We start from the raw sequence: 21,794 nt of genomic DNA, 5'->3' as shown, positions 1-21,794 counted from the left end.
CTAGAGGTTTACGTTTTGTTCGATTTCCTTGTAATCTTTCTCCGCCTCGTAGAACCCACGACGGCCCAGGAGGCTGACATCCGCCCGGATTCCCTTGCGAATCTCTCCCCGCAGATCGGCCATCAGTTGGTTATTTTGCCGGATTAGTTCCTTGGTTTCGTTGTCCTGAACAGGGCTGGGAGCGGGAGTGCTGCCCTGATCAGTGGTGTATCCACCTCTTTGCCTGCCCGGCAGGGTAAACATTTCCATGCGCCTGGCCATGACTTTCTCCAGGTTGATGCTGGAAATGGTGCCGTTACGCTGGGCGGTGTCGATGGCATCGAGGACGGGCCGAATGGTGGGATTTTCGTAGGCTTCGTTGCTGGCAATAAATTCCCGTCCCGACTCTGCAACGAGGATACGTGGATCATTGACGTAGCCCGGACCGGCAAAGCCTCTGGATCGAAACATCTTTTTGTCCTGACTACGCACAACATCCGCGAAGCCCCCAGATTGTGCGCCAGGGATTTCGGGGAGCGGTTCTTTTTTGATGGTAGCGATCTGCAGGCCGCCCATCAGCCCGACAATGGCAGCAAGTGCCAGGTTCGGCAGAGATTTTGCCACGCCTGCAGCGGTATTAACGATGGCGGACATAAGCGCAACGTTGCGCTCACGCTTCGCTCGGTTACGCTCATATACCGCCCTCTTTTTGTCCAGGTCGGCATTGAGTCGGTCCACCTGTTGATTGTATTGCTCCTGGGATATCAGTCCCTGATCCAGTCTTCGTTTGAGCGCAGCTTCCTTCTGCTGATTGGCTAGTTCGTACTGCTGCAGCTCGCGTTGCTCACCAGCGGTACGCATGGCATTGTACTGGGACCACACCTGCCCCAATGCCTGGGTGGCCATAAGCAGGCCATCCATGGAAACGGCTCCCTGCTTCAGGTTGGCAAAGAACGTTTCCCAATCGTCTGGCGTAAATCCAAGCACATCGACATTGGACCGGCGCATGCCCCGGTCTTCGGCTATCTCCGTACCGGTGCCCAATCCCAATTCACTCAGCTGCTGCCGGACCTCTGCCAGGCGGGCGTTGATGGTTTCCCTTTCTTCGTCGGAAAGAATGCGATCGGAAAGATCCAGGCCTTCCCATTGCCCAGTATCAAGCACGGCCTGCAGTTCACCTTGAAGGTCCTGCAGGTGGGCCTTTACTAGGGCTTCCTCTTCCCTACGGAATTTTTTATCGATCTCCTGCTGTGCCTGGCGCATGTTACGCAGCCCTTCCAGGGCTTCGGTCGACAGGTCGTCACGCAGAAAGGCCCGGGCTTCTTCCAGGGTTTTGATTTCCTTGTATTGCTCATTGTGGGCAATCCGGAGTTCCTGAAGTTCCTTATCGAAAACGGCCTGCTTCTGTTCGATTCCTTTTTTGAGGGAATTCGCATCGAGTTGGTTGAGGTTGGCATGATGCTCCTTTTGTAACGCTTCCAGGACGCGAATTTCTTCCTGGGTCATATCTTCCCGCTGCTTGCCGAAAATACCGGCTTCCTGCAGACGCCTCTGATAGGCTAGCCTTTCCTGCTCGATCAGAGACAACTGCGATTCGAGGACCTGCTGACGGTATTCGGCTTGTTTTTGGAGTTCAGCGGCTAGTTTCGAATCCTTATCGGATTTAGCCTTGTCGGGCGAAACCGTCCTCCCTACTGGTGGTTGATCAGAACCCTCACCCGAAAAGATTGACACCGGTTGGACTTTCTGACTGAGATCCATGTTTTTCTGAATGAAGCCAGTCAAGAGATCTTCCTGAGCTTTAAAGTCCGCCTCCATGTTTTGCCTGTTTTCCCGCCGGTATTGCTCGCGTACGTCATTCACCAGGCCTTCCTCGTTACCGAATCGTAACACTGCTAGCTTAGCCTTTTGCCACAGACTCAACTCTTCACTTTGACCAGTTCGAAGTGCTTCAATGCGTTTTTTCTGTAACGCTACCAGTTCATCCTCTGCCGCCTGGACAGCCGCCTTTTTGAGTAAGCTACCGATGTATCTTTCTGTTGCCTTGGTAGCTTCCTCGGTATTGATGGTTTCCAGAGAAAGGTTGCCCAGGTATTCCGGAGACAATTGCTGCAGTGCTTCGATCGCTTTTATTCGATCCTCGTCGGATCGGGTTTTATCTCGCGCAACCGCAAGTAACCGCTCCATTTGCACTTTTTCGCGAGTGATGCTTTGCTCTGCCTGGATCTGAACATCCTGAAGCTTTCGCTGTGCTTTCTCTGCACTGGTAAGACCTTTGGAATAATGATAAATGGCCGTCGCGACCGCAGCCACTCCCGCGGCGATAAGCAACCAGGGATTTAATCTCGAAACAGCATTGAATACCCGCATCGCGGCCGTAGCTCGGGAAAGGTTGCCTGTAAAAAGTGCCTGGGCAGCGGCAAGTAATAACATACCGTTGCGCTGCAAGGCTATCAGCCCCAGGTTAATTCTGGAAAGACTATTGAAAACCCGCATGTAATTGGTACTGGCAAATAGAGCGAGATTATATCCGACAATAGCAGCCGTTAAGGTAGTGATCAGCTTCCAATGTTCCTGGATGAAATCAAAGAGGATGGTCAAAATACGAACGAAATAGGTAAACCCGTTCGTGCTTACCGTCATCACTGGCATTAGCTTTTCACCTAACTCTTCAACCATGATTTGCAGGCCTTTGCGGGCTTTGTCCAGCTGGGCTTGTGCCGTTTCGTTTTTGATGCCAAATTCCTCCGTAATACCGGTTCCCCGTTCAAATGCCTGGTTGGATAATTCTTGCTGCTGACGGAGCTTTTCGGTATTGTTAGCCAACGATCCCAGCACACCGATAACACGGCCACCATCCTGCCCCAGATCCCCCAGGGTATCGGCCAGGTTGGTAAGCCCATCCGCATTGTTTCTAACGCCATCCAAAACACGTAGAAAGGCCTCGTTTGCATCGGTATTGAGCAATTCCCTAAATCCAGCGGCATCCATCGATGCATACCGGGCAAAAACATCGGCATTTTTTGCCATCTCCAGGAAAAGCTTGGAAAGCGCCGTGGTACTGACTTCGGAGGTCTGCCCAAGACTGTCCAGCGTAGCGGCCATGCCCATCAGATCCGTTATGGATACATTGGCCAACGGTCCAACACCAGCCATTCGCCGGGTGAATTCGACGATAAAACCTTCATTGGCCGTCGATGCCATCCCCAGCTCGTTGATAGCGGACCCGACTTTAAGTAGTGCGTCCTCGAGGGGAACGTCCTCGGCGATTTTGAAAATATCCACCAACTTGCCGACTTGGGTAATGGCAGCTTCCACGTCTCCGCCCAGGTCTTCGGATAATGCTACTCCTATTTGATCGGACGCACGTACAAAGCCCAAGATGTCGTCTTTTCCCTGTATGCCTAACTTACCAGCAACACGGGATAGTCCAAGGAGGTCGTTTTGTGAAGTTCGGGTGTCAATCTTTCTCAATTCCTCATTTAGTTCCCTGACTTCCTCCTTGGTCATGTTGGTCGTTTTCATTACATCCGCCAGCTTATCATCAAATTCTGCAAAATCGTTGATGGTCTTGCGGATTCCGGAGACTGCAGCGATCATGGTGGCAAATCCAGCGGTCAAAACCCCGATGTAGTGATTAAACCGGCCGGCCATACGTTGCAAGGAGGATCCGGTAGTTCTAGCCCGACCGTCTAGCTCCTGGTAACGTGCGGTGACTTCTTTCAGCCGTTGGTCATGCTTACGCCATTCCTCGGTATGTGGACCAGCCAAATCCCGTAATCGCCGGACCCGGTTCATTTCGCGCCTTAGATCGACCAGGGACATTTTATTAACATCGATCTGGGAACGAAGGACTTTTAACCTGGATTCGGCAATAGTCAATGCGTTGTTTTTCTGCTTGATTGCATCGGTTACGGCCCGGTACTGCTCGGTGTTTTGCTTGCCAGATCGGCGAAGTCTCTTTTCTTCACGCTCCAGGGCGCGCAATTCGGCATTGGTGTCTTTTACTGCTCTTTCGAGTTCGCCAATTTCCTTTTTGCCCCGGTCACCATTGACCACGATGTTTAGGATTAAATCTTCGTCTCTGAGTTTTTTGGCCATGGCTACCGTTCCATTTCACGTTTTAAACCTGCTGCTACTTCGTTGGTAAAGTCTACCATAAGCCTATTGGCAATCACATAGTAATGGCCAAATACGAATTTATTGTGGATGGGGTAGTTTTTCCGTTTGATCCGCCTTCCGTCTTTCAATTTGGGTTTCTTTCGAAGGTCAAGGAATCGCTGATAGGCTCGATGTTTAAAGGTTAGCTTTCCGTCCAGTTCTGTGTCCTGGTTAATGTTGAAGTCCCGCTCTCTTTCCAGGGTACCGGTATGGAAGTGCAGGAGTTTTCTCATTTGCAGGCCCTGATTTCTCTCCAGACGGGAGGCTTCGTCTTTTAAAATCCGACGGACAAATTCCTTTTTAATGATCGCATCACTCACAGCAGTAGCATTTTTTTACGAAGCTATGGGTGTGGGTAGGGTAAATAAAGGACAAGGGCTGAGGCTTTCCCTTCCGCTGGTCGGGCCGGGCTGTTGCGGGCTACACATTCGTTTCGGTCTTCCTTTCGTCAGACTACCCCTTCGCATCCCTAAGCCAAAAAAAACCCGGACAAACTGCCCGGGTTAGTAGAAAGACTAAATCTTAATCGGATGTTGCTGGTAATCCATCACCTTGAATGGAATCATTCCAGTTGTGGATCTCAATTCGGCTACCAACTTTTTCAGCTGGTCTTTGTCTATGCTTTTGATTTCATAGACCAGGTAGTAAGTGTTTGATGTTTTAGGCATGGTACTAAGATATGGTGGCCGGAGCTGCTGGGTACATCAAACATATGCTTAAGTAAACCCCGGGGCCTCACGGCTACCCGACTCCGACCGTAATTAAAATCTATTTTCATGATGTTTGATGTTTTAGCATTTCAAAAATAGAAAAAATTATGGTGTGCTGGCGGGGCAGCACGGGTTAATTGGTGGGATTTTTTGGGGGCGGGGGGCGGCTTGTCATATATCCATTTACAAAATGACTTTTTGCAATTGCAAACGCCTGGCGGGGCGGAGTCGGGGTCAATTCTGACTGAATTACTTTTAAGAAAAGTAATCAAAACCCTAAACACCTGAAAATCAAACAATAAAATATTTTTTACCTGTAAAAACAGGGCATTTTTAGCCGTTTTAAGCCCTTAATCGGCCTTTTTTCCTGAAAAATGAGGTAAAATATTTTTGGGCCTCGCCTGCTTTAGTTCTCCATATTTAATCGCATAGAATATATGTAAGAAGTTGGTTTACAGTATTTTAAAGGTTTGTAATATGTAATATATTGCTTATATTTATATAACAAAACAAACAAATAAAACCTTTAAACATCATGAAAGAACAGACCAAAAAAACGACACCACAGCCCACCGAAAAAAACGAGGTGGAGCAGCTGAAAGCCCAAATTAAAAAGCTGGAAACGCAGCTAAACCAGCAGCCCCAAAGCCTAGAGGAAAAAATCAAATTTTTCCAGGAGAAGCAGGAAATGATAAAGCGCCTTTCCCTTTTGAATAAGTACGCCGACAACCTTGTAAAGGTGGGCGAAGAGATCCAGAAGGACCACGAAGAAGACGAGTTTTTGACCGACCGTTATTTTTTGCGAATTACCTACAAGGCCACCAGCTACGGGAGCGAGCAGGAAGCGCTGGTAATCCAAAACCCCAAGCTAATCGGTGAGGTCCTGGGCTTCGCCATTGGCAAGATCGACGAGAAAAGAAACGAATTGCAAACCTTAATAAACGCGTAACCATGGAAAAGCAAATGAACCCCAAAAGGGCGGAACTGATAGCCCTAAGCAACGAAGCCAAAGAACTCCGGGAGGACATGGCAGAAGCAGCGGAAACAGCAGACGAGGCCCTTTTTTGGGCCTCCCGTACCGTGAATTACATGCTTTTAAACCACATGTACGACACCGAAGGGGCCGAAGAATTTAACACTTTCAAACAATGGAAGAAACAAGGGGCCACCATAAAAAAGGGATCCAAAGCTTTTTTGGTTTGGGGGCAGCCGGTAGGCAAACAGCGAGCCCAGGAAGCCCAGCAGAAAGGGCAGGAAGCCCCAGAGGAAGACGAGTACAGATTTTTTCCTATCTGCTACCTGTTTTCGGATCGGCAGGTAATTACCCCTGAGGAAATGACCCGGGAGCGGGCCGAGCCTTCCAAAGTCGAAGAACCCAATTTAACATTTATCGAATCCGTAAACCTTGACACCGTAATTTAATCATGAGACTAAAAGAACCAATTCAGACCCTGTACGACAAAGGAAAGGCAAGCATGAGCGATACCATGCTAATCAGCGCCGCATTTCAGTTACCAGAGGAAACCGCAAAGGAAATTTTAACGCTGGCAAATTTCAACCTTGGCAACCTTGCGAAACTTTCCACCGCTGACCTGATGAAAATTAGGAATATCAGCCACAGCAAAGCGGCGGCGATTGTATCCACCTTTGAAATAGGCCGGAGGCGATGGATGGCAGACCCCGAGAAAAAGGTAAAAATAAGCAGTTCGGCGGATGCATACACCTATTTTCGCCCCATTTTACTGGATGAAGTGGTAGAGTATTTTTATATCCTGCTTTTGGACCGGAGCAATAAAATAATCTGTCATAAACTGATTAGCCAGGGGGGGACCTATTCCACCATTGCAGACGCTAAACTAATTTTTAAACATGCATTGGATCACCTGGCAAACGCTGTTATTTTGATTCACAACCACCCCAGCGGAAATTTAAGACCGTCACAGGCGGATATTGCCCTAACTAAAAAACTGCTTACCGCTGGCCAAACGTTGGAAATACCCGTTTTGGATCACCTGATAATTGCGGATACCGGCTACTATTCATTCGCTGATGAGGGGATGATTTAAACAGGCGATTACTTTTTAATGTTGGGAAACTACTTAAATAGTAGGTGGGTTCCCGCGCTGGAAGCGGCATTTTCTCCCGTACCCCCTCCTTCTGTCGGCATTTTTCTGCAAAAAATAATCAGTACTATCGTACGATGGGCCCGGGAGAAAATAAGGTGGTTTGTCTGCTTTTACCCTTCAACAGGCCCTCCCACCACATTCTGTGAATGTTGCAGGGTAAAAGATACCTGCCTGACGCGCATTCCCAAAAAAGAATTATAAGCTCGTTAACGAGAACACACCGCGGGGCGGAGCCTTCGGCCCTGGGAGAAGGGGAAAAAAGGGACGAAACGTCCCTTGAATATATGGTGCCTTCGGCGAATTTTTAAATTTCAGTGAAACAATTTCACTTCAAGTTTTTTGGTTTTTTTCCAATACTTCCAGTAAAAAGAATGACTTGCTTAACCGTCCATTTCCCGGGCGACCCCATTCACTACCTCCTTACGGAAATACCAGCCCTTGTACTCAAATGGAAACTTCTTTGACTTGATGTACTCATAGGAGAATTCCGGATGATTTTTGCACAACAGCTTCAAATTGGACCAGAATTCTTCCTGTCCTTCTTTTCGGATCACAATGATGTTTCTAAATGTACCCATGTATAAAATTACCCATATTTTTATACAATCCAAAAAGTACGACGGCTATTGATCCGAAAGACGTCCCCGCTTCTCCTTCTCGGATTTGATCTTGCACAATTCACCAAAACGAATATTCACCTCCAAAATATCCTTTTCAAACGCTTCCCGGGAATATTCGTGCTCCTGCAGCCAGTTCGTGTACTCCGTTTCGGGCTTACCGTACAGTTCATTCCACTCTGCCAGTGCCTGGCAAAAATCAGCAAAGCCCTTTTCCTTAAATTTTACCTGGTACTCGTCGTGGAGTTGTTTCACGCCCCGCAGCTCCGCCAGGGGAGTTGAACCATCAAAATAAAAATTTGCATCGACCAGCTCCTCAAATAACCGAGCATAGCGGATCAGGGAGTCCTGGCTGATTTCCCAGGCAGCCACAAACTCCCGCTCGTAAAATCCTTTATCCTTGATCTGCTGATGGAGGTCGGCATTAACCAGAGCAGCAGAGAAAGCAGAACTGGCGGTCTCATACGCAGAATCGCTGCTACTTTCCTGCCCGCAGGAACACAGAACTACCCCGATCAAAAGACATAAAATCAAATTTCTCATGATGTATTGAATTTCAAGTCGTGAAAACGAAAAAGTAAAAATACAAAAAAATACGCACAGCTCCCGCCATGCGTACCATCCGGGCTAAACCCATTCAAAAACCCGGACTACTTGATATGAAAAAATAGCACCCTATTGCATGTCGCGCAGCGCTCGATTTCTACACGGCCATCGAAGGCACTTCGCTCCCGCAGGCTAGAAGCTGAGCAACATGGACCAGCCGTTCCAGCCGCCGAAGACGTTGAATTCGGGATCGATGCTGATGCTGTCTGCCTGCAGCCGCCAGAAGGGGCCGCAGCCCTCTTCAAAGCTTTCCAAAATCTCCTCCCGAATGGCCAGAATAATTTCTTGCGTTTTTTCATACTGATTCAGTTCTTCTTCCTTCAGCTGCCCGGTCCAGCCCTTGTCGATCACAAACAAATAGGTACTGTGCACATCTACCAGGCTGGACGGATCCCGGCCGGAGGCATTGGCCGAGGGGATCACGGCGACCAGCTGAGTGCCCCGCTCGTCCTTCAGGGAATGGATGGCGTGATTGTCCTGGGCTACCAGGTGATGGCCCTCCAGCCCCGGGATGGCAGCTACCCATCCGGCACAGATGGCGTTAAAATCCTTGATTCCGATCATTTCTTTTTGAGTTTTCGCTTCATTTCCCGGTTCTGATCGTCGCAGTCTTTCATGTACAGCAGCACATCAAAGAGCCCCATCCGGTCGGTTTTCTCCACATCGCCAAAGGGTCCTTCCTTGGCCACGTTGTGCAGGACAGATACCCAGCCATTGCCGCGGCTCCGGCGTTCGTCCCCGGATCCACCGCCAAACAGGCTGGCAAAACTCACTTCCACGCCTCCCAGCACCAGGGTTTCTTTCTGTATATAGCCGATCAGGTAGCTAAACCAGAGCAAAATGGCGGTTTGTACCACCTGCCCCACCTTGGCGGTATGTTGGGCGTTGATGGGGAGCCGGGACCGGTTAAAGGGTTCCCGGCGGAAGCCGTCAAAGTCTTCCCGCTGGGAGAGCTCCGCAAAGCCGCTGCGTTCCGGCCGGTACAGGCAGGCCAGAAACCGGCACATGCATTCCGATTCCCGCGTGTCAAAGTACTCGTTCATTTCTTCCAGGGCAGCGCGAAACTCCCCGAAGGTCAGGTCGGCCAACAAATGATCCGGACCGTACAGCTTCACCTTCCCTGCCCGGATTACCGGAAAGTGATTGTACACCGTTTCGTAGCAGATCTCGAGCTCGTTGGCTTCGTTTTTCCGGAAGATAAAGCCGCACAGCGCTTCGGCCAGCAACCAGGTACGGCTTTGCTTTTCCATGCGCTGCTCCTCGCTCATGACCCGCTCCATGGCCAGGCTTTTGTAATCCCGCTGGATATCGGCCAGGTGATAGAAGCAGCGGACCAGCGCTTCCTCCGGACGGATCACCCCGGCACTGGCCAGAACCGCCTGCTTCAGGCAGTACAGGCGCTGCGCCGGATCCATCTCGTCCCAATGGGAAGGGGTCTTGAGGTGAATGGATTTTTCGGGAAGCTCCAGGGTATTCATGTGCGGAAAAATTTATTGCTTTCCTCATTCTCCGGCAGTAGCGGATAGGTACCGGATTCCGGATCGGCGCGCTGCAGCCAGAGCCGCACGTCATCCAGAACCTCCCCGGCATCCTCTTCCAGGCGCCTGGCATGCCAGCTGATCAGTTCGGGTAGGGCGGCTGCACTGGCTGCCCGGCTTTGCATGTTGCTTTTAAACTGCTGCACCACGCCCTCCGGCAGCACCTGCAGGCTAAGCCGCTTGACGGCCATCACCATTACCAGGAGGGGGATGGCTTTTTGTACCAGGTCCAGCAATTCCGACAGCTCCGGATCCCCATCTGCAGATGGGATTCCCGAACTGCCGGATCCGCTTCCAACCGTTCCCTCCAGGTGATAGGTTAGCAGTTCCGAATACTTCTCCCCCAGGGCCTTTTTAATCGCTCGTTCCTGAACTTCCCGGATCCAGGGCAGTACGGTATAGTAAAACCGCGGACTGGCATCGATGGGATAGGCATCCTGAAAGATGGCCTCGTTATGCACAAAGAGCCGGCGGGCAGTTTTCCGGTTTTGGCTGTTCATCCATTCGGGTAGTTGCTGCTCTTCCAGCCAGGCGAGCAGCAGATCCGTGGTCTGATGGGCTTTGCGGAGCTGCGCTTCATCGTCCCGGTCGAGCATCCATTCCCAGGGCATTTTTTCATTCTCCGGGTCCAGCTTTACTTTTCGGCCGGCATCCTCATGGGATACCAGATTCGATTGGTAGTAGTTAAAGGTGGCCCGGTAGGCAATGGGGGTCTGCATCAGCAGGACAAGCCGATCATTCAGTGACTGGGTTGCGTTCGGATTGGCGGCCTGGTAGTCGGTACTTTGGTAGTGCGCATGCGCCCGATCGTAGACGGCCTGCCCTACCAGCTTGGCAAGCTCCGATTCGGCCAGCAGCACGTCAGTGGCCACGCGCTCAAATTTGTTATTGGCGTAGTACGATCCGGTGCGGTCCCGGAGCTCCACGGCTCCGTTATTGTCTTTGTTAAATAGCATGATTAAGTGGGGTTTTCGGCGTTATTGACTACCCGGTCGTTGGGGGCTACGTCTTCCTCCTTCATTACGGAATGATGGTAGAAGCCCATGCGCAGCTTTTTGCCGGGAAAATTGGCAGCGATGGCCTGATTGATGGGCTCAAAGATCACTTCCTCGGGTAGCGTGGTATCGGAGGCCATGTACAGCTTTAGGGCATAGAGCATTTGGGAACCGCTGGACAGCTGACCATTAACGATGATATTGGAGAGGGAAGGATGCAAGCCCATGCCGGAGGTGGTGGCCGAATCGGCCTTTTCTCCGATCTTTACCTGGCTTTCGACAAAATCCTTGATCTTTTGGTCGATGGCTTCCACCTTCCATTCGTTTTTGTTGCCGTCCTCGTCGTAGAAGTCCACGGTTTCGATAAACTTCCCGGCATTCCGCTTGCCGGTCAGCACCCGGGCCATTTTCTGGAAGGTTTCGTCCTTCAGCTCTTCCAGGCGCTTGCTGCGCTGGGCATCCGTCTCCCCGGGATGCATTTTTTCGATTTTCTCTTCCTTGGCTACCCAATAGCCTTCAGGGCTATGGATATGGTAGGCCGAGGTGATCCCGTTTTCGCTGAGGTATTTGAGCACTTCCGGAATATCGGAGCTGCGCATGATCCAATTCAGGGAACCGTAGTAACTGGGTACGCTGTAGAAGTTCCGGCCAAAACTGTACTTGTTATGGTAGCCGATGGAAATGCCGTATTGGAACGGCTTCCAGGGATCGTGCATGGGGTAACCGGTCATGCCGGTATGCAGGCAGTGGTTTTGGAAGTCACCCACCCAGATACGCTTGACGGATTCCAATCGCTTGGGCCCCTGATCCGGCCACTCCAGGCGGGCATCCGTGCCGGGTACCACTTCCAGGTACTTGATCATGCCGGGACCGCCGATCCGTGGGGCCCGGTTCCGAACGCGCTTCACATAGACCCCCTTCATGTACTTGTATTCCACCATGGCCATGTCGATGTAGCGCTTGTAGTCCCAGCTATCCAGCCAGGCCTGCACCGGAGCGTCTTCCACATATTCCCGGCTGACTTTGCCACCTTCGTACTTCACCTGGTAGAGCTGGGCACCATCCCCATACAGCAGACCCATTTCCCGTTCCAGGATGCCGGGTGCCAGGTTGTTTTTGTCCATGATATCCCGGATGATCACAGGCAGGTCATTGTTCAGGCCATGAGGTACCAGCTTTTGCCCGCCGATGATCGTAGGGTCTGCTTCCCAGTCTACTGTCCGGGAGAGGCCCGCATACTCATCAAAATGGGCAAAGGGATTGTTTCCCATCACAAAAGCCCCGGCATCGGTGTGCGCCAGGCGGGATTTGCCGATTTTCTGGATGTCTGTGGTTTCGCTCATAGCAAGGTGGTTTTTTGCCCGTTAAAGGTCATCAGGGTGGGGATATGGAACCGCCGCTGCTCCAGGGTATCCAGGTCGGTATAGGGTTCCAGCAGGTCGCCGTTTTCGAGGTCGAAATCCTTGCTACGTGGGCGCAGCCTGGCACGGCGCACTTCCACGATGCCCTCCGTTCGCTGCCTGGATTCGGAATACGACATAAAGGAAAAGGAAACCTCCTGCCCCTGGGCAGAAAGTTTCCGCATGGCTGAAATGGCTTCGTAGACGGTTAATGGACCCATGCGACTAATTTCGCATAGGATAGGGAGGGGGAAAAGGACAGCAAAAAGAAGGTGGATCTCCTTTGAGCAACTAACCGAACGTTAGGGTAGGATCACTCCGTATTCGGGGCCCAAACGCTCCAAACTTACGTAGGCCAAATCAAATGCTCCTCCCACATCCAGCCTGGCTCTCAATCCATAGGAATCGTCTACAAATTGCCTGGCTGTTTCCTCCGGATCCCACTTGCTCAATCTGAATGCGATGGAAAAGTCGTTCCATAGCTTTTCGTTCTGAGGATACACAAAAACATCTAAAATCGTAGCCTCCTTGAATTTCATTCCAATGAGATTCAAATTCTTTCTTCTACACTCGATCGCCTCTGGATACCCCATGTGTTTTTTGTTGCTATTTACGTATGTTTCATACTCAAACCAACCCATTTCATTTATTGTTCTAAAATAAATTGCAGTCCTTTACTACTCGATTTTTTTGCTTGCTGATTTTTTACGTTGAACGATACGATATTTTTGATGTACTGGACTTCTCCAAACTATAGCCCTCAGGCGGTCTGTTTATTCCAAATTATTCTTTTTTTGGATACCATTCTTATTCCGCCTACGCCTATTCTCATTAGCACGTTTGATGCGATCCTACCAGAAAGTTAACGCACACTCGCATCACCCACTTCCGGCCGTCTGGCTCCGCGAACATGCCGCCGCCAGGTCTTGCGCATCATCAGGTATTTGAAGCTGTCGGAGGGGTTGGTGCTTTCCAGGGGCAGCCGGTGGATGGGTAGCTTTTCGCCGGTTTTGTCTTTGGCCACGATGTTCCGGCCCCGGTCGGTACGCTTTTTGGTTTTGGCCAGCTGCAGGGAAGCGCGCAGGGGCTTGCAGTGGAAGTAATCGATCAGCACCCGGGGCAGCTTGCGGTTGTGCTCCTGGAAGAGCTCCTGCATAAAGTTATACTCCTCGTTCTGCCCGATATTGCCCTGCCCTTCGCTCATCAGGATCACCTTCCATCCGGTGCGGTTCCCTTCCCCATCCACTTCCAGGGCTTTCTTCAGTTGCGTGGCCAGGTCCTGACCGGCCTTTTTGTAGTTGTTCGCGGCCCGGTCGTAGTACAGGTGTACGGTCTTTTCCCGCTGGGGCTTGTAGAAGGCCAGGAACTTATCGGCCAGCTCCCGGATCCACTCGGGGCTGAGGGTGTAGATAAACTTACTGATCCGGTAGTGCTTGCCGATTTCCTGCGCCAGGGTCATGGAGTGCATGTTGCCAAAGTCCAGGCCCATATCGATGGCCTTGCTACGGTCGTGGTACTTCAGGATCCGGCAGTCTTCCTCGTCCTGCAGGCCAAAGCGCAACTCCCAATCCGGACTGGTGCCGTCCTGGTAGAAGTGCCGCTCGCCCAGGTTCGCATAGAAGAGTTCGCCGGTCTCCGGAGAAGGTTTGAGTGAAAGTACCGTAGTCTTGGCATCGATAAAGTCATCGCTAAAGGCATCCTCAAACCAGTCAGGTGTCAGTATGTCCACATTCACATACGAACTGGCGATGTAAAACAGGCTATGGGCTTCCTTCACCAGGCGGGTAGCGGTCCAGCGTTCTACCCAGCGCTGCCAGGTGCGCTTCTTGGCGAGGATCTCTTCGGTATTTCCTTCCTCACAGGCGGCGTAGTATTCGCCCAGGGCTTCGTTTACCACAAAGGCCGTCCGCAAGACCCGCAGCAGCGCCGGCGTATGCATTCGGTTTCCGCGCTCGAGTACCCAATCGTATTCCCCCACGTGGTCCACGTTGGGCATATCGGTGGTGAAGGTATGGCCCCGGTAAAATACCGAATGCCCATACTTTACGCGCATGCCCCGAACGGCCTTCTGCAGGTTCAGAATCCGCTCTTTGCGGAAGTACTTGACCTCGTCCCCGAAGACGTGCACGTAGTTACCACCCGCCAGGGAGGCCGGCCGGTCCAGGCTGCCAAAGGTGATGTTAAAGCCCGTGAAGAAAACAATGGTATGTCGGTAGGAACCCACTTCATTGTAGGGCTTCCAGAAATGCTCCTTCAGCTCCGGAGGCAGATCGGGCCGTTCGTTTAGGGGAATCTCCGGCGGCCGCTTGCCGATCACGTAGTGCACCCCCTCGATCATGCCCTTGGCCGTAAGGCCTTCCTTGACGGTCCGCAGCACGTTCTTTTGCAAATTGCTATAGGTATCGGCCACCCAGGCCACGGGAGCACCTGGCAGGTCGTAGACCATTTCCAGCAGGCGTTCTACCTGGATGTCGGTAGTCTTGGCAGATCCCCGGCCGGCGATCATGTACAGGGACTTGGGCAGGATCATCATGCAGAGCTGGGAAAGCCAGTTGGCAAAGACCCGGTCCAGGCCTGCGCTATTCTCCTTTGGCTTCTTTCTCCAACTCATGAAATCGTTCTTCGAGGTTGATATGCTCCAGGCTGGCTTCCTGCTTCAGGCGGACTTTTTCCCGCTCGGGGATTTCCAGGGCTTCTATCTGGCTGGCCAACTCCTGCCGGTTGATCGATGGCAGCCCCACACTGGCGGGATCCAGGGAGTAGTAGCGCAGGGGCTTGAGGTAGATTTCTTTGTCCAACTTCTCCGGATCGGGTTTGTCCAGCTCGCGCATGCGGGCAGCCTTGTCGATCAGGTTGCCATATACTTCCCAGTCCTTGGAGGATTCCGCATTGTCCCGGACGATCAGGGCCGCTTCGTCCAGCTGATCGGCGTACATATTCCGAAGGGCTTTCTTTTCGATATTCCGATCGGTGTAGAAGAGGGTGACGGCCTCGTCGTACATCTCCGAAGCCCGGCGGTAGGCCAGATTCCAGGGCGGACGGGTAAAAAACCGGATGGTATTCCGCCGGCCGTACTTTCGGGCCATGGAGTTGATCAGGGTGAGCGCATCCAGGTAGATGGCTTCCCCGGTGCTCAGCTCGTTGATGCTGCCGCCCTGGATGTAGTCCTCGAGCTTTCGCAGCAGCTTTTTATCGATGGCCCCGCCAAAGATATCCAGCCGGGACAACTCCCAGCCCCGGGAGCGGCGGATCTTGCCCAGCTGCTGGGAGGCGGTGACGTTTCCCTTTTCCGCATCGCCCAGCAGAGCCATTTGCTCTTTGGCCACGGACATGAGCTGGCCCCGCTTGATGTGGTAGTGGATCTTGCTCTCCACGTTCCCGGCTGCCTGGACAAAAAAGTACTTGTCTACATCAAAGTAAATGGCCATCTCCTCCGGGCTATAGCCCAGAGCGGCCAGGCTTTCCAGTTCGGCTATGCGTTCCTCGTCCAGGGGAAATATCAGGTCCATGCTCAAAAATAAATGTCCTTCCCCAGGCAGGGAAGGACATTGACTTACTTTGTGTTTTCTTCCATCACCTCCGAACAATGTCGGAGTGCCTCTAGCAAGAGCAGTGTTTTCTCTAACTCTTCCTTGCTGAAGTGTTCTTTCATTTGTGGCAAAAGGCCTCGAAGCGCGCACATTTTTCCGAGGATCGCCAAATAAGGAACAAAGCTCCGCTCAAAATGGTACACCAATTCCAGTTTCCGGCCTAGTTTTCGCAATCGCCTTTTGCGACCTTTTTTTGTCATGGTAAAAATTGGATGCAAGACTCCCGGCACCTCAGCCTGCAGCTTCGGTTCAGGTACCGGTCACCTTTGGTTACGTCATCATTTACTCTACAGGCTGTGTGGTTTAGTAGCGTCAAAAATCTGTATAATTTTAGTTATAAACAACACTTTTTAGTATTTATTTAACGTTTTTTTATATATTAAAATATATTTAGACAGGTATAAATAAAACAAATGGATTACCCGCTTTTCTGCGTTTTTGAAGTACCGGGTAGTCAGATTTCCAGACCCATCAGGCAGTTTTCCCGAAAGGCATGGACTTCCCGGTCGTTGAGAAAGAGGTATTGCTCGTGCAGGGCGTTTTCGGAGAAGTTGCCGCTGCCCTCGATCACGAAGTAATTGCCCCGGCTGCGTATCAGCGTCACCTTGCTGTGGTTCCAGCAATAGCATACCTCGAAGGCGCGCTCCTTGCGCTGCAACTCGATCAGGTCGTAGACTTTGGGCATCCGGTGCCGGACGGATTCGGAGATGGACATGCGGATTTTTCGGATACTGCCCTTATCGTACCAGCGTAGCAGGCTGGAAAGAATCCGCTCATTGATGGAGTAGGTACTAAAGGTCAGCTCGTCTATTTCCCCGCAGTGTTTGATGATGTAGGTGATAAAGGTAAAGGCGTTGAAGCTTTTCAGGGTATAGAGAAAAAAGGCTTCGCCGGGTTCGGGCAGCTTTCCCATCAGGTTTTTCAGGGAGGCGATCTTGGCCAGGTGCTTGCTTTCAAACCGTGCCCGGTGGATCTCGGCTTTGTCTTCCTTGCCTGCCGACTCCTGTCTGGGGGCAATCTCGCGTAGGTCAAATAGCTTCATGCCATTCGCTCGATTAGCCGCTTTACTTCCTTCAGCTGCCGTCGCTTGATCCGCAGCCGCCGCTCCCGGTCTGCCTGCAAGTGGGGCTTTTTATTTTTGCGAAGCTCATCTTCGATCCTCCAGATATTGTGCTCCAGTCTTTCTTCCATCTTCACCAGGTCTATGGGGCCCAGCTTTCGCAGGTTCTCGAGTTCCTTCATTTCCCGGAATACCGGATGCTTTCCCAATACATGCCCATGATCCCGATAGTGGACGAATTCGGCGATGATGGCCCGGTTTTCTTTGTAGTTTTCCATCAGCATCTTTACGGTGGCCCACTGCTCCTCCCGGGAGCTGCAGTCAAAAAGCTGCTCGTGCGCGCGAACGTAGTTCCAGTAGGCGGTGATCTTATCGGCTGCCAGTACCTTTAGCTCCGGAGGGCAGGCCGGATCGGAGAGGAAGGGCCAGTTCTCCCGAAAGCTTCCCTTGGCCTCCCGGATCCGGCGCAGCTCGGTCGGACTGATTCCTGCCCGGGCGGCCAGCTCCCGGATCAGGATGGGATAGGCTACCTGGTGATTGTACCGGACCAGTCGGACAAAGGGATGATCTTCCCCGGATGCATGTGCAAAAAGCCGGAGCCCCTCATCCAGCGGAGCCCCGGCCTTTAGCCAGGTGTATACGGTGACTTTATCCATGTACCCGATTATTTTTCAAACCGGCACTTGTCGGGAAAAAGCTCCTTTAGCTTAGGCTCGAGTGCGGTCCATCCGGCATCGTTGTTATTGACCCACTTGCGGGTGGCCAGTACCTTGTCCAGGATGCGCGTATCGGGATTGGGTCGGTACACGGAGGCAATGATGGAGCCCCTGCCATCATTCTGGGTGATAATGGGCCTATGGTCTCTAAAGAAGGAATTGGCATACAGGGTGTACACCAGGTGTCCTTCCTTATCACAGCCAAAGTCCTCGATGATCTTTGCCAGGCTCTCTTTTTCCATCACTACCGGCGTATGGGTGGCGTAGTCATAGGGGGCAGTGATCCCCAGTTTTCGCAAAGCTTCCAGGGTTCGTTTGGCATTCTCCTGGTAGACCCCGTTGGCTTTGCCCCGGTTGGCCAGCAGGCCGTGGCTCTTCAGCGTCATGATATCGGCCAGCTGCACGGGGCAGAGGGTATAGATATCGTCATTGGTCCAGACAAACACGTCAGACACCAAGTCAGAAGCAATGGCGGCCATCATCTTGTGCGCCACGTCTACCTGGGGATTGTTGCTGACGGGCTTGTGGGCAATGTGCAGCAGCTCCTTGCCTGCCCAGGCGGGCTTATCTCCCACGATGACGATACGTATGTCGTTGGGTATGCTCTTTTCCCAGGCACGGACGGCGTAGCGCAGTTCGTCCCCTTTGGCCTTGGCCGCCAGGTAGGGGATCACAATGCAGATGGGGTCGGCCTCGGATGTCGCTTCTTTAGCCGGGGCCGGAGGTTCGTCCGCTTCCGGTTTTGCATCGGCAGCGTCCGCAGTTGCGGCAGCTGCTTTCTGGCTGGTCTTTTTTTTAGGCGAAGTTTCGACTTTCGGGAGGTCTGTCCCGGATTCCTGGATTTTGGTTTCTTTTTTCATAGCAGTAAATGAAAAGCCCTCCGTCCGGAAATCCGGGCCGGAGGGCGGTTGAACATGGATTCGGTTTAGATACCTGATCCGGCAGATCCGCTGCCTTCGGCAGGCGGATCGTAGGCAGGCGGATCGTCGTGCCTGTAGTGGATCATTTTATTGAAGGACCGCTGCCCGCTGACAAATGTCAGGGTGCTGCTGATCCCTTCCTGATTGTCCTGTGCTTCCACACTCATGAAGAGCGGGTTACAGGGCGTTCCCTGCAGGCGGGTGCCTTTGGCATCGCCGCACTCTTTGCTGAGGATGAGGAAGCCCTCGTTCAGGTGCTCCTGCAGCCAGGCGGCAAAGTGCTCGTCGTCCCCGGGACGCAAGGCCTCGAAGTTGCTGAGCCAGCCGCCCATCTCCTCGCTGGTCTCTCCCTCGGAAGAGTCAAAGCGATTGATGGACTTGGGATTGAAATACACCGCCATGGCCTTTTTGCCTTCCTTCAGGACGATGGCCGAGGTGGAGACCACCCCGTCTTTGCCGGGCATGGTCTGCACGTCTTCGGCCAGCATGAGCAGCACATTGGGCTCCTTGGGCTTGGGCGCTCCGGCCCCTACCCTGATTTTTGGAATGGATACTTTTACGTACGTCATGGTTTACCTCCTTTTTTAGATACCGCCGCCGGCGCTACCGCTTCCAAAATCGGTCACGGACTTTGTGAGGTCCGTGCCCTTAAACTGCTGGTAGGTGTCGTGTGCACCGTAGACGCTGGTGATCAGCGCGTGCGGATCGTAGTCCGCCGGACAGAAGGCAAACACCGCCTCGCCGTAGTCAAAGCCTGCACCCAGCCAGTACTCCCCGAAGATTCGGGCTTCGTAATCCTGCTTCTGCACATCGTTGATCACATTGGGCGCAGCATTGATGTGGCGCAGCTTCACCATATTCGACTTCGGCGTGGCAAACAAGATCGGCGAACCGTACATGCCGTCCATCTCGGTGAGCACGTGACGGCTGTAGTCGATCCGGTTGCTGCCAAACTCGTGGTTTTCGGTACCGGAGCCGGTACCCCACTTGTTTTTGTAGGCCTCCCGGTAGCGCATGCGCAGCTCGTAGGAGCAGCCCACGTTCATCGGCATGGTGCGGAATACCGGTGCCATCCACTTGAAGAAATTGGCGAAAAAGTCCAATACCTCCTGATCCGTGGCGGTCTTGTAGTCAAAGCCCTCTCCGTCAAAGAAGCGGATATTCGCCGGATTGCCTCCGGTGCGGTTGGTGGCGATGATGGTCTCCAGGCCGTCCATGGACTTCTCCGGAGCCTGACCGGCATCCCCGGCATTCACTGCAGACCAGTCCAGTTCCTCGTACTTCCCTTTCCAGATCATGCGCAGCTCGATGTCCTGCATCAGCTGGGGATACATCAGTCGCTGCCAGATGTAGAAGAAGATCGGCATCTGATCGATGGCCAGGTTCTCCCGGTACATATCAAAGATGTAGGAGGTCAATACTTCCGATGGGATGATGGGGAAGTTGATCTTGTGCCGCCTGTTCTGAATCTTCAGGGGCCGGAACTGACTCTTGCCACTGGGTGTCCATTTGTTCACGTACTGCTGTGACACGGAGGTGATCAGTGCCTGCAGGGCCCTTCTTTCCGTCACCGCCGGGGCTTCGGTAAAGTAGCTCGCAGAGCTGAATCCCTGAAAGATGGTATCCAGCATGGCGAAGTTATTCGCCCCCTGGCTCAGGTAGGTACCAAACTCCTGCAGCAGATCCGCTACATCGATGGTGGCCCCAGCCGCCATGTAGCCTCGTTGCATGAATGCGGTCAGTGCCTTGTAGTGCGGTTTTGCGGCATCCACTTTCAAGATCGTTTTCACGCCCTCTTTTCGGGGCATACCTACGACTGCAGGGGTAGGCTCAGGCTCGGGAGCGGAACTCAGCTGGGCGATACTCGCCTGCAGCGTTTCCTTGTCCTTCTTTGCCTGGTCCAGTTGTGCCTGCAGCTGGCGTACTTGCTCCTGGTTCTGCGAGGCATTGTGGGAAGTGATCGCGTCGATCAGCGGCTGCGGATCGGTGCTGGCTTCCTTCATGGCCTCCTTGAACTTGTCAACGAACGGTTGACCGAGCACATCGGCGAGCTTGCTGCTTTCCTCATCGGAAAGAGTCAGCTGGCCGGACTCGTCCTTGGAGAACTCCTGGAGTCCGAGAAGGCCGAGTACAATGGCTTGCATTTTTTTGAACATCGGATAAAAATTTATATGAATTGTTTTGCGTGAGACTTGGCTATGGCGATTTCCACCGCCGTGGTACCGGTGCCGACCCGGTCTATCAGGCCCAGGGCCTGGGCTTCATCGGCAAAGTAGGTTTTGCCGTTCAGGATTCCTTTTGCCTGGGTATTCAGCTTGCCGGCCCGATTGGCCTTTACTGCTTGCTGGAATCCTCTGGCCAGGGGGTCCAGTTCTTCCTCCCGGATCAGCTCGTACTTGCCTTCCATGGCCAGCTGAAAGGGCTTGTTTTTCTCGCTGCTTTCGCTGCTGTAGATGTGGTGAAAGGTGATACCCTTTTCCTCGTAGTAGGCCTTCATATTGACCAGACTCATCATCACTCCGATAGATCCGACCTCGGCACTGATTCCGTTATCGGCCACGATGTAGTCCGATTCCGAAGCCACCCAGTAGGCAGCCGAACAGGCCATGTCTATCGAAGCCACCACCGGCTTGCCGGCAGCTTTGGCCATGCGGATCACATCCACGAGGGGAGCCACCGCATCCACGGCCCCGCCTCCGGAGTCCACGTCCAGGACGATCGCCGCGATGTTCTTGTGGGCAACGGCATCCCGCATAAAGGAGGCAATCTCCCTGGTGCCGTATTCGCACATAGTGCCGTATTTGAGCATGTTGCCTTTTACGGGAATGATGGCCACGGATCCTTCCGGTGCACCGTCATAAGGAGAGCCGATTTCTTCCTCGGCTTCGTCGTCGTCTTCGTCAAAAAGCAGGGAACTACGAACGAGTCCGGAGGGAGCTACCAAGGCAAGGCGGATGGATCGCCGCTCCCGGCTGTTTCGTTCGGTACGGTTTAGGATATCCGCCGCCTGTGCACCCAGCCCCAGCGCTATCTCCGGACGAAGAAAAAACTTCCCCTTCAGAAGCTGCGACATCAATAAAAACTGCCAGTTACCTGCGAGACGTGTCATAGTGGAATTACTTTGATACAAGTATACCAGCAGGCCCGCAAGGGGAAAAGGACATCCTTCGACGGGCTCAGGAAAAAAATGTGCCTGGCGCGCGTTGCCAAAAAGTCTATAAGCGCCTTAACGGAAACATACCGCGGGGCGGAGCCTTCGGCCCTGGGAGACCGGGGAAAAAGGGACGAAACGTCCCTTAAAAACTATGGTGCCTTCGGCGAATTTTTAAATTTCAGTGAAACAATTTCACTTCACGATTTTTGGTTTTTTTTTCTA

Annotated in this window: 23 protein-coding genes; 3 read left to right on the top strand and 20 right to left on the bottom strand. The window is 52.5% G+C overall.

The genetic code is table 11. From position 1 onward, the window contains the following. The 3 genes from ABWH99_RS00115 to ABWH99_RS00105 form a co-directional block, all read right to left on the bottom strand. Entirely contained in the window at window positions 1-4,080 is a 4,080-nt protein-coding gene (locus ABWH99_RS00115; RefSeq protein ID WP_375584286.1) for a phage tail tape measure protein, read from the bottom strand. Window positions 4,081-4,082: 2 nt separating this feature from the next. Then, the gene (locus tag ABWH99_RS00110) at window positions 4,083-4,460 is read right to left on the bottom strand and encodes a hypothetical protein (RefSeq protein ID WP_375584285.1); all 378 of its coding nucleotides are present in this window, start codon (window positions 4,458-4,460) and stop codon (window positions 4,083-4,085) included. 195 nt (window positions 4,461-4,655) lie between these two features. Next, window positions 4,656-4,808 (bottom strand): hypothetical protein, encoded by a 153-nt coding sequence (locus tag ABWH99_RS00105; RefSeq protein WP_375584284.1) that lies wholly within the window; start codon window positions 4,806-4,808, stop codon window positions 4,656-4,658. A 577-nt stretch (window positions 4,809-5,385) separates the two neighbouring features. Here ABWH99_RS00105 and ABWH99_RS00100 point away from each other — a divergent pair. Genes ABWH99_RS00100 through ABWH99_RS00090 form a run of 3 tightly spaced genes read left to right on the top strand, consistent with a single transcriptional unit; the run spans window position 5,386 to window position 6,916 of the window. After that, complete coding sequence (locus tag ABWH99_RS00100) at window positions 5,386-5,799, top strand: hypothetical protein (protein ID WP_375584283.1); 414 nt, start codon at window positions 5,386-5,388, stop codon at window positions 5,797-5,799. A gap of 2 nt (window positions 5,800-5,801) precedes the next feature. Next, complete coding sequence (locus ABWH99_RS00095) at window positions 5,802-6,272, top strand: ArdC family protein (protein ID WP_375584282.1); 471 nt, start codon at window positions 5,802-5,804, stop codon at window positions 6,270-6,272. Between the two features lie 2 nt (window positions 6,273-6,274). After that, on the top strand, window positions 6,275-6,916 hold the full coding sequence (locus ABWH99_RS00090; RefSeq protein WP_375584281.1) for a RadC family protein: 642 nt from the start codon (window positions 6,275-6,277) through the stop codon (window positions 6,914-6,916). 440 nt (window positions 6,917-7,356) lie between these two features. Here the strand turns inward: ABWH99_RS00090 and ABWH99_RS00085 are convergent, their stop codons facing one another. The 17 genes from ABWH99_RS00085 to ABWH99_RS00005 form a co-directional block, all read right to left on the bottom strand. Continuing rightward, entirely contained in the window at window positions 7,357-7,554 is a 198-nt protein-coding gene (locus ABWH99_RS00085; protein WP_375584280.1) for a hypothetical protein, read from the bottom strand. A gap of 45 nt (window positions 7,555-7,599) precedes the next feature. Further along, the gene (locus ABWH99_RS00080) at window positions 7,600-8,136 is read right to left on the bottom strand and encodes a hypothetical protein (RefSeq protein ID WP_375584279.1); all 537 of its coding nucleotides are present in this window, start codon (window positions 8,134-8,136) and stop codon (window positions 7,600-7,602) included. 195 nt (window positions 8,137-8,331) lie between these two features. Then, entirely contained in the window at window positions 8,332-8,763 is a 432-nt protein-coding gene (locus ABWH99_RS00075) for a hypothetical protein (protein WP_375584278.1), read from the bottom strand. Beyond that, the gene (locus ABWH99_RS00070; RefSeq protein ID WP_375584277.1) at window positions 8,760-9,677 is read right to left on the bottom strand and encodes a hypothetical protein; all 918 of its coding nucleotides are present in this window, start codon (window positions 9,675-9,677) and stop codon (window positions 8,760-8,762) included. Before ABWH99_RS00070 ends, ABWH99_RS00075 begins: the two co-directional genes overlap by 4 nt. Next, window positions 9,674-10,693 (bottom strand): hypothetical protein, encoded by a 1,020-nt coding sequence (locus tag ABWH99_RS00065; protein ID WP_375584276.1) that lies wholly within the window; start codon window positions 10,691-10,693, stop codon window positions 9,674-9,676. The genes ABWH99_RS00070 and ABWH99_RS00065 overlap by 4 nt, the downstream gene beginning before the upstream one ends. A gap of 2 nt (window positions 10,694-10,695) precedes the next feature. Next, on the bottom strand, window positions 10,696-12,075 hold the full coding sequence (locus ABWH99_RS00060) for a hypothetical protein (RefSeq protein ID WP_375584275.1): 1,380 nt from the start codon (window positions 12,073-12,075) through the stop codon (window positions 10,696-10,698). Continuing rightward, window positions 12,072-12,353: a hypothetical protein gene (locus ABWH99_RS00055; protein ID WP_375584274.1), complete on the bottom strand. Its 282-nt coding sequence runs from the start codon at window positions 12,351-12,353 to the stop codon at window positions 12,072-12,074. Before ABWH99_RS00055 ends, ABWH99_RS00060 begins: the two co-directional genes overlap by 4 nt. Window positions 12,354-12,434: 81 nt before the next feature. Further along, a complete protein-coding gene (locus tag ABWH99_RS00050) occupies window positions 12,435-12,671 on the bottom strand; it encodes a hypothetical protein (protein WP_375584273.1) in 237 nt (78 codons plus the stop codon). Between the two features lie 323 nt (window positions 12,672-12,994). Beyond that, window positions 12,995-14,743, bottom strand: a complete 1,749-nt coding sequence (locus tag ABWH99_RS00045; protein WP_375584272.1) for a hypothetical protein — start codon at window positions 14,741-14,743, stop codon at window positions 12,995-12,997. Then, window positions 14,712-15,641: a hypothetical protein gene (locus tag ABWH99_RS00040; RefSeq protein WP_375584271.1), complete on the bottom strand. Its 930-nt coding sequence runs from the start codon at window positions 15,639-15,641 to the stop codon at window positions 14,712-14,714. Before ABWH99_RS00040 ends, ABWH99_RS00045 begins: the two co-directional genes overlap by 32 nt. Window positions 15,642-15,685: 44 nt before the next feature. Beyond that, window positions 15,686-15,922 carry a hypothetical protein gene (locus ABWH99_RS00035; RefSeq protein WP_375584270.1) on the bottom strand — a complete coding sequence of 79 codons (237 nt, stop codon included), beginning with the start codon at window positions 15,920-15,922 and terminating at the stop codon, window positions 15,686-15,688. 254 nt (window positions 15,923-16,176) lie between these two features. Further along, entirely contained in the window at window positions 16,177-16,764 is a 588-nt protein-coding gene (locus ABWH99_RS00030) for a hypothetical protein (protein ID WP_375584269.1), read from the bottom strand. After that, on the bottom strand, window positions 16,761-17,438 hold the full coding sequence (locus ABWH99_RS00025) for a hypothetical protein (RefSeq protein ID WP_375584268.1): 678 nt from the start codon (window positions 17,436-17,438) through the stop codon (window positions 16,761-16,763). Before ABWH99_RS00025 ends, ABWH99_RS00030 begins: the two co-directional genes overlap by 4 nt. An 8-nt stretch (window positions 17,439-17,446) precedes the next feature. Next, window positions 17,447-18,358, bottom strand: a complete 912-nt coding sequence (locus ABWH99_RS00020; protein WP_375584267.1) for a hypothetical protein — start codon at window positions 18,356-18,358, stop codon at window positions 17,447-17,449. A gap of 65 nt (window positions 18,359-18,423) precedes the next feature. After that, window positions 18,424-18,987: a hypothetical protein gene (locus ABWH99_RS00015; protein ID WP_375584266.1), complete on the bottom strand. Its 564-nt coding sequence runs from the start codon at window positions 18,985-18,987 to the stop codon at window positions 18,424-18,426. Window positions 18,988-19,002: 15 nt separating this feature from the next. Next, window positions 19,003-20,421, bottom strand: a complete 1,419-nt coding sequence (locus ABWH99_RS00010; protein WP_375584265.1) for a hypothetical protein — start codon at window positions 20,419-20,421, stop codon at window positions 19,003-19,005. Window positions 20,422-20,585: 164 nt separating this feature from the next. Then, window positions 20,586-21,527 (bottom strand): S49 family peptidase, encoded by a 942-nt coding sequence (locus ABWH99_RS00005; RefSeq protein ID WP_375584264.1) that lies wholly within the window; start codon window positions 21,525-21,527, stop codon window positions 20,586-20,588. Window positions 21,528-21,794 lie beyond the last annotated feature (267 nt).

It is taken from the genome of Cyclobacterium xiamenense, from assembly GCF_042140265.1.
In the GTDB taxonomy this organism is placed as follows: Bacteria; Bacteroidota; Bacteroidia; order Cytophagales; family Cyclobacteriaceae; genus Cyclobacterium; species Cyclobacterium xiamenense_A.
This window is presented reverse-complemented; position numbering and strand designations above follow the sequence as displayed.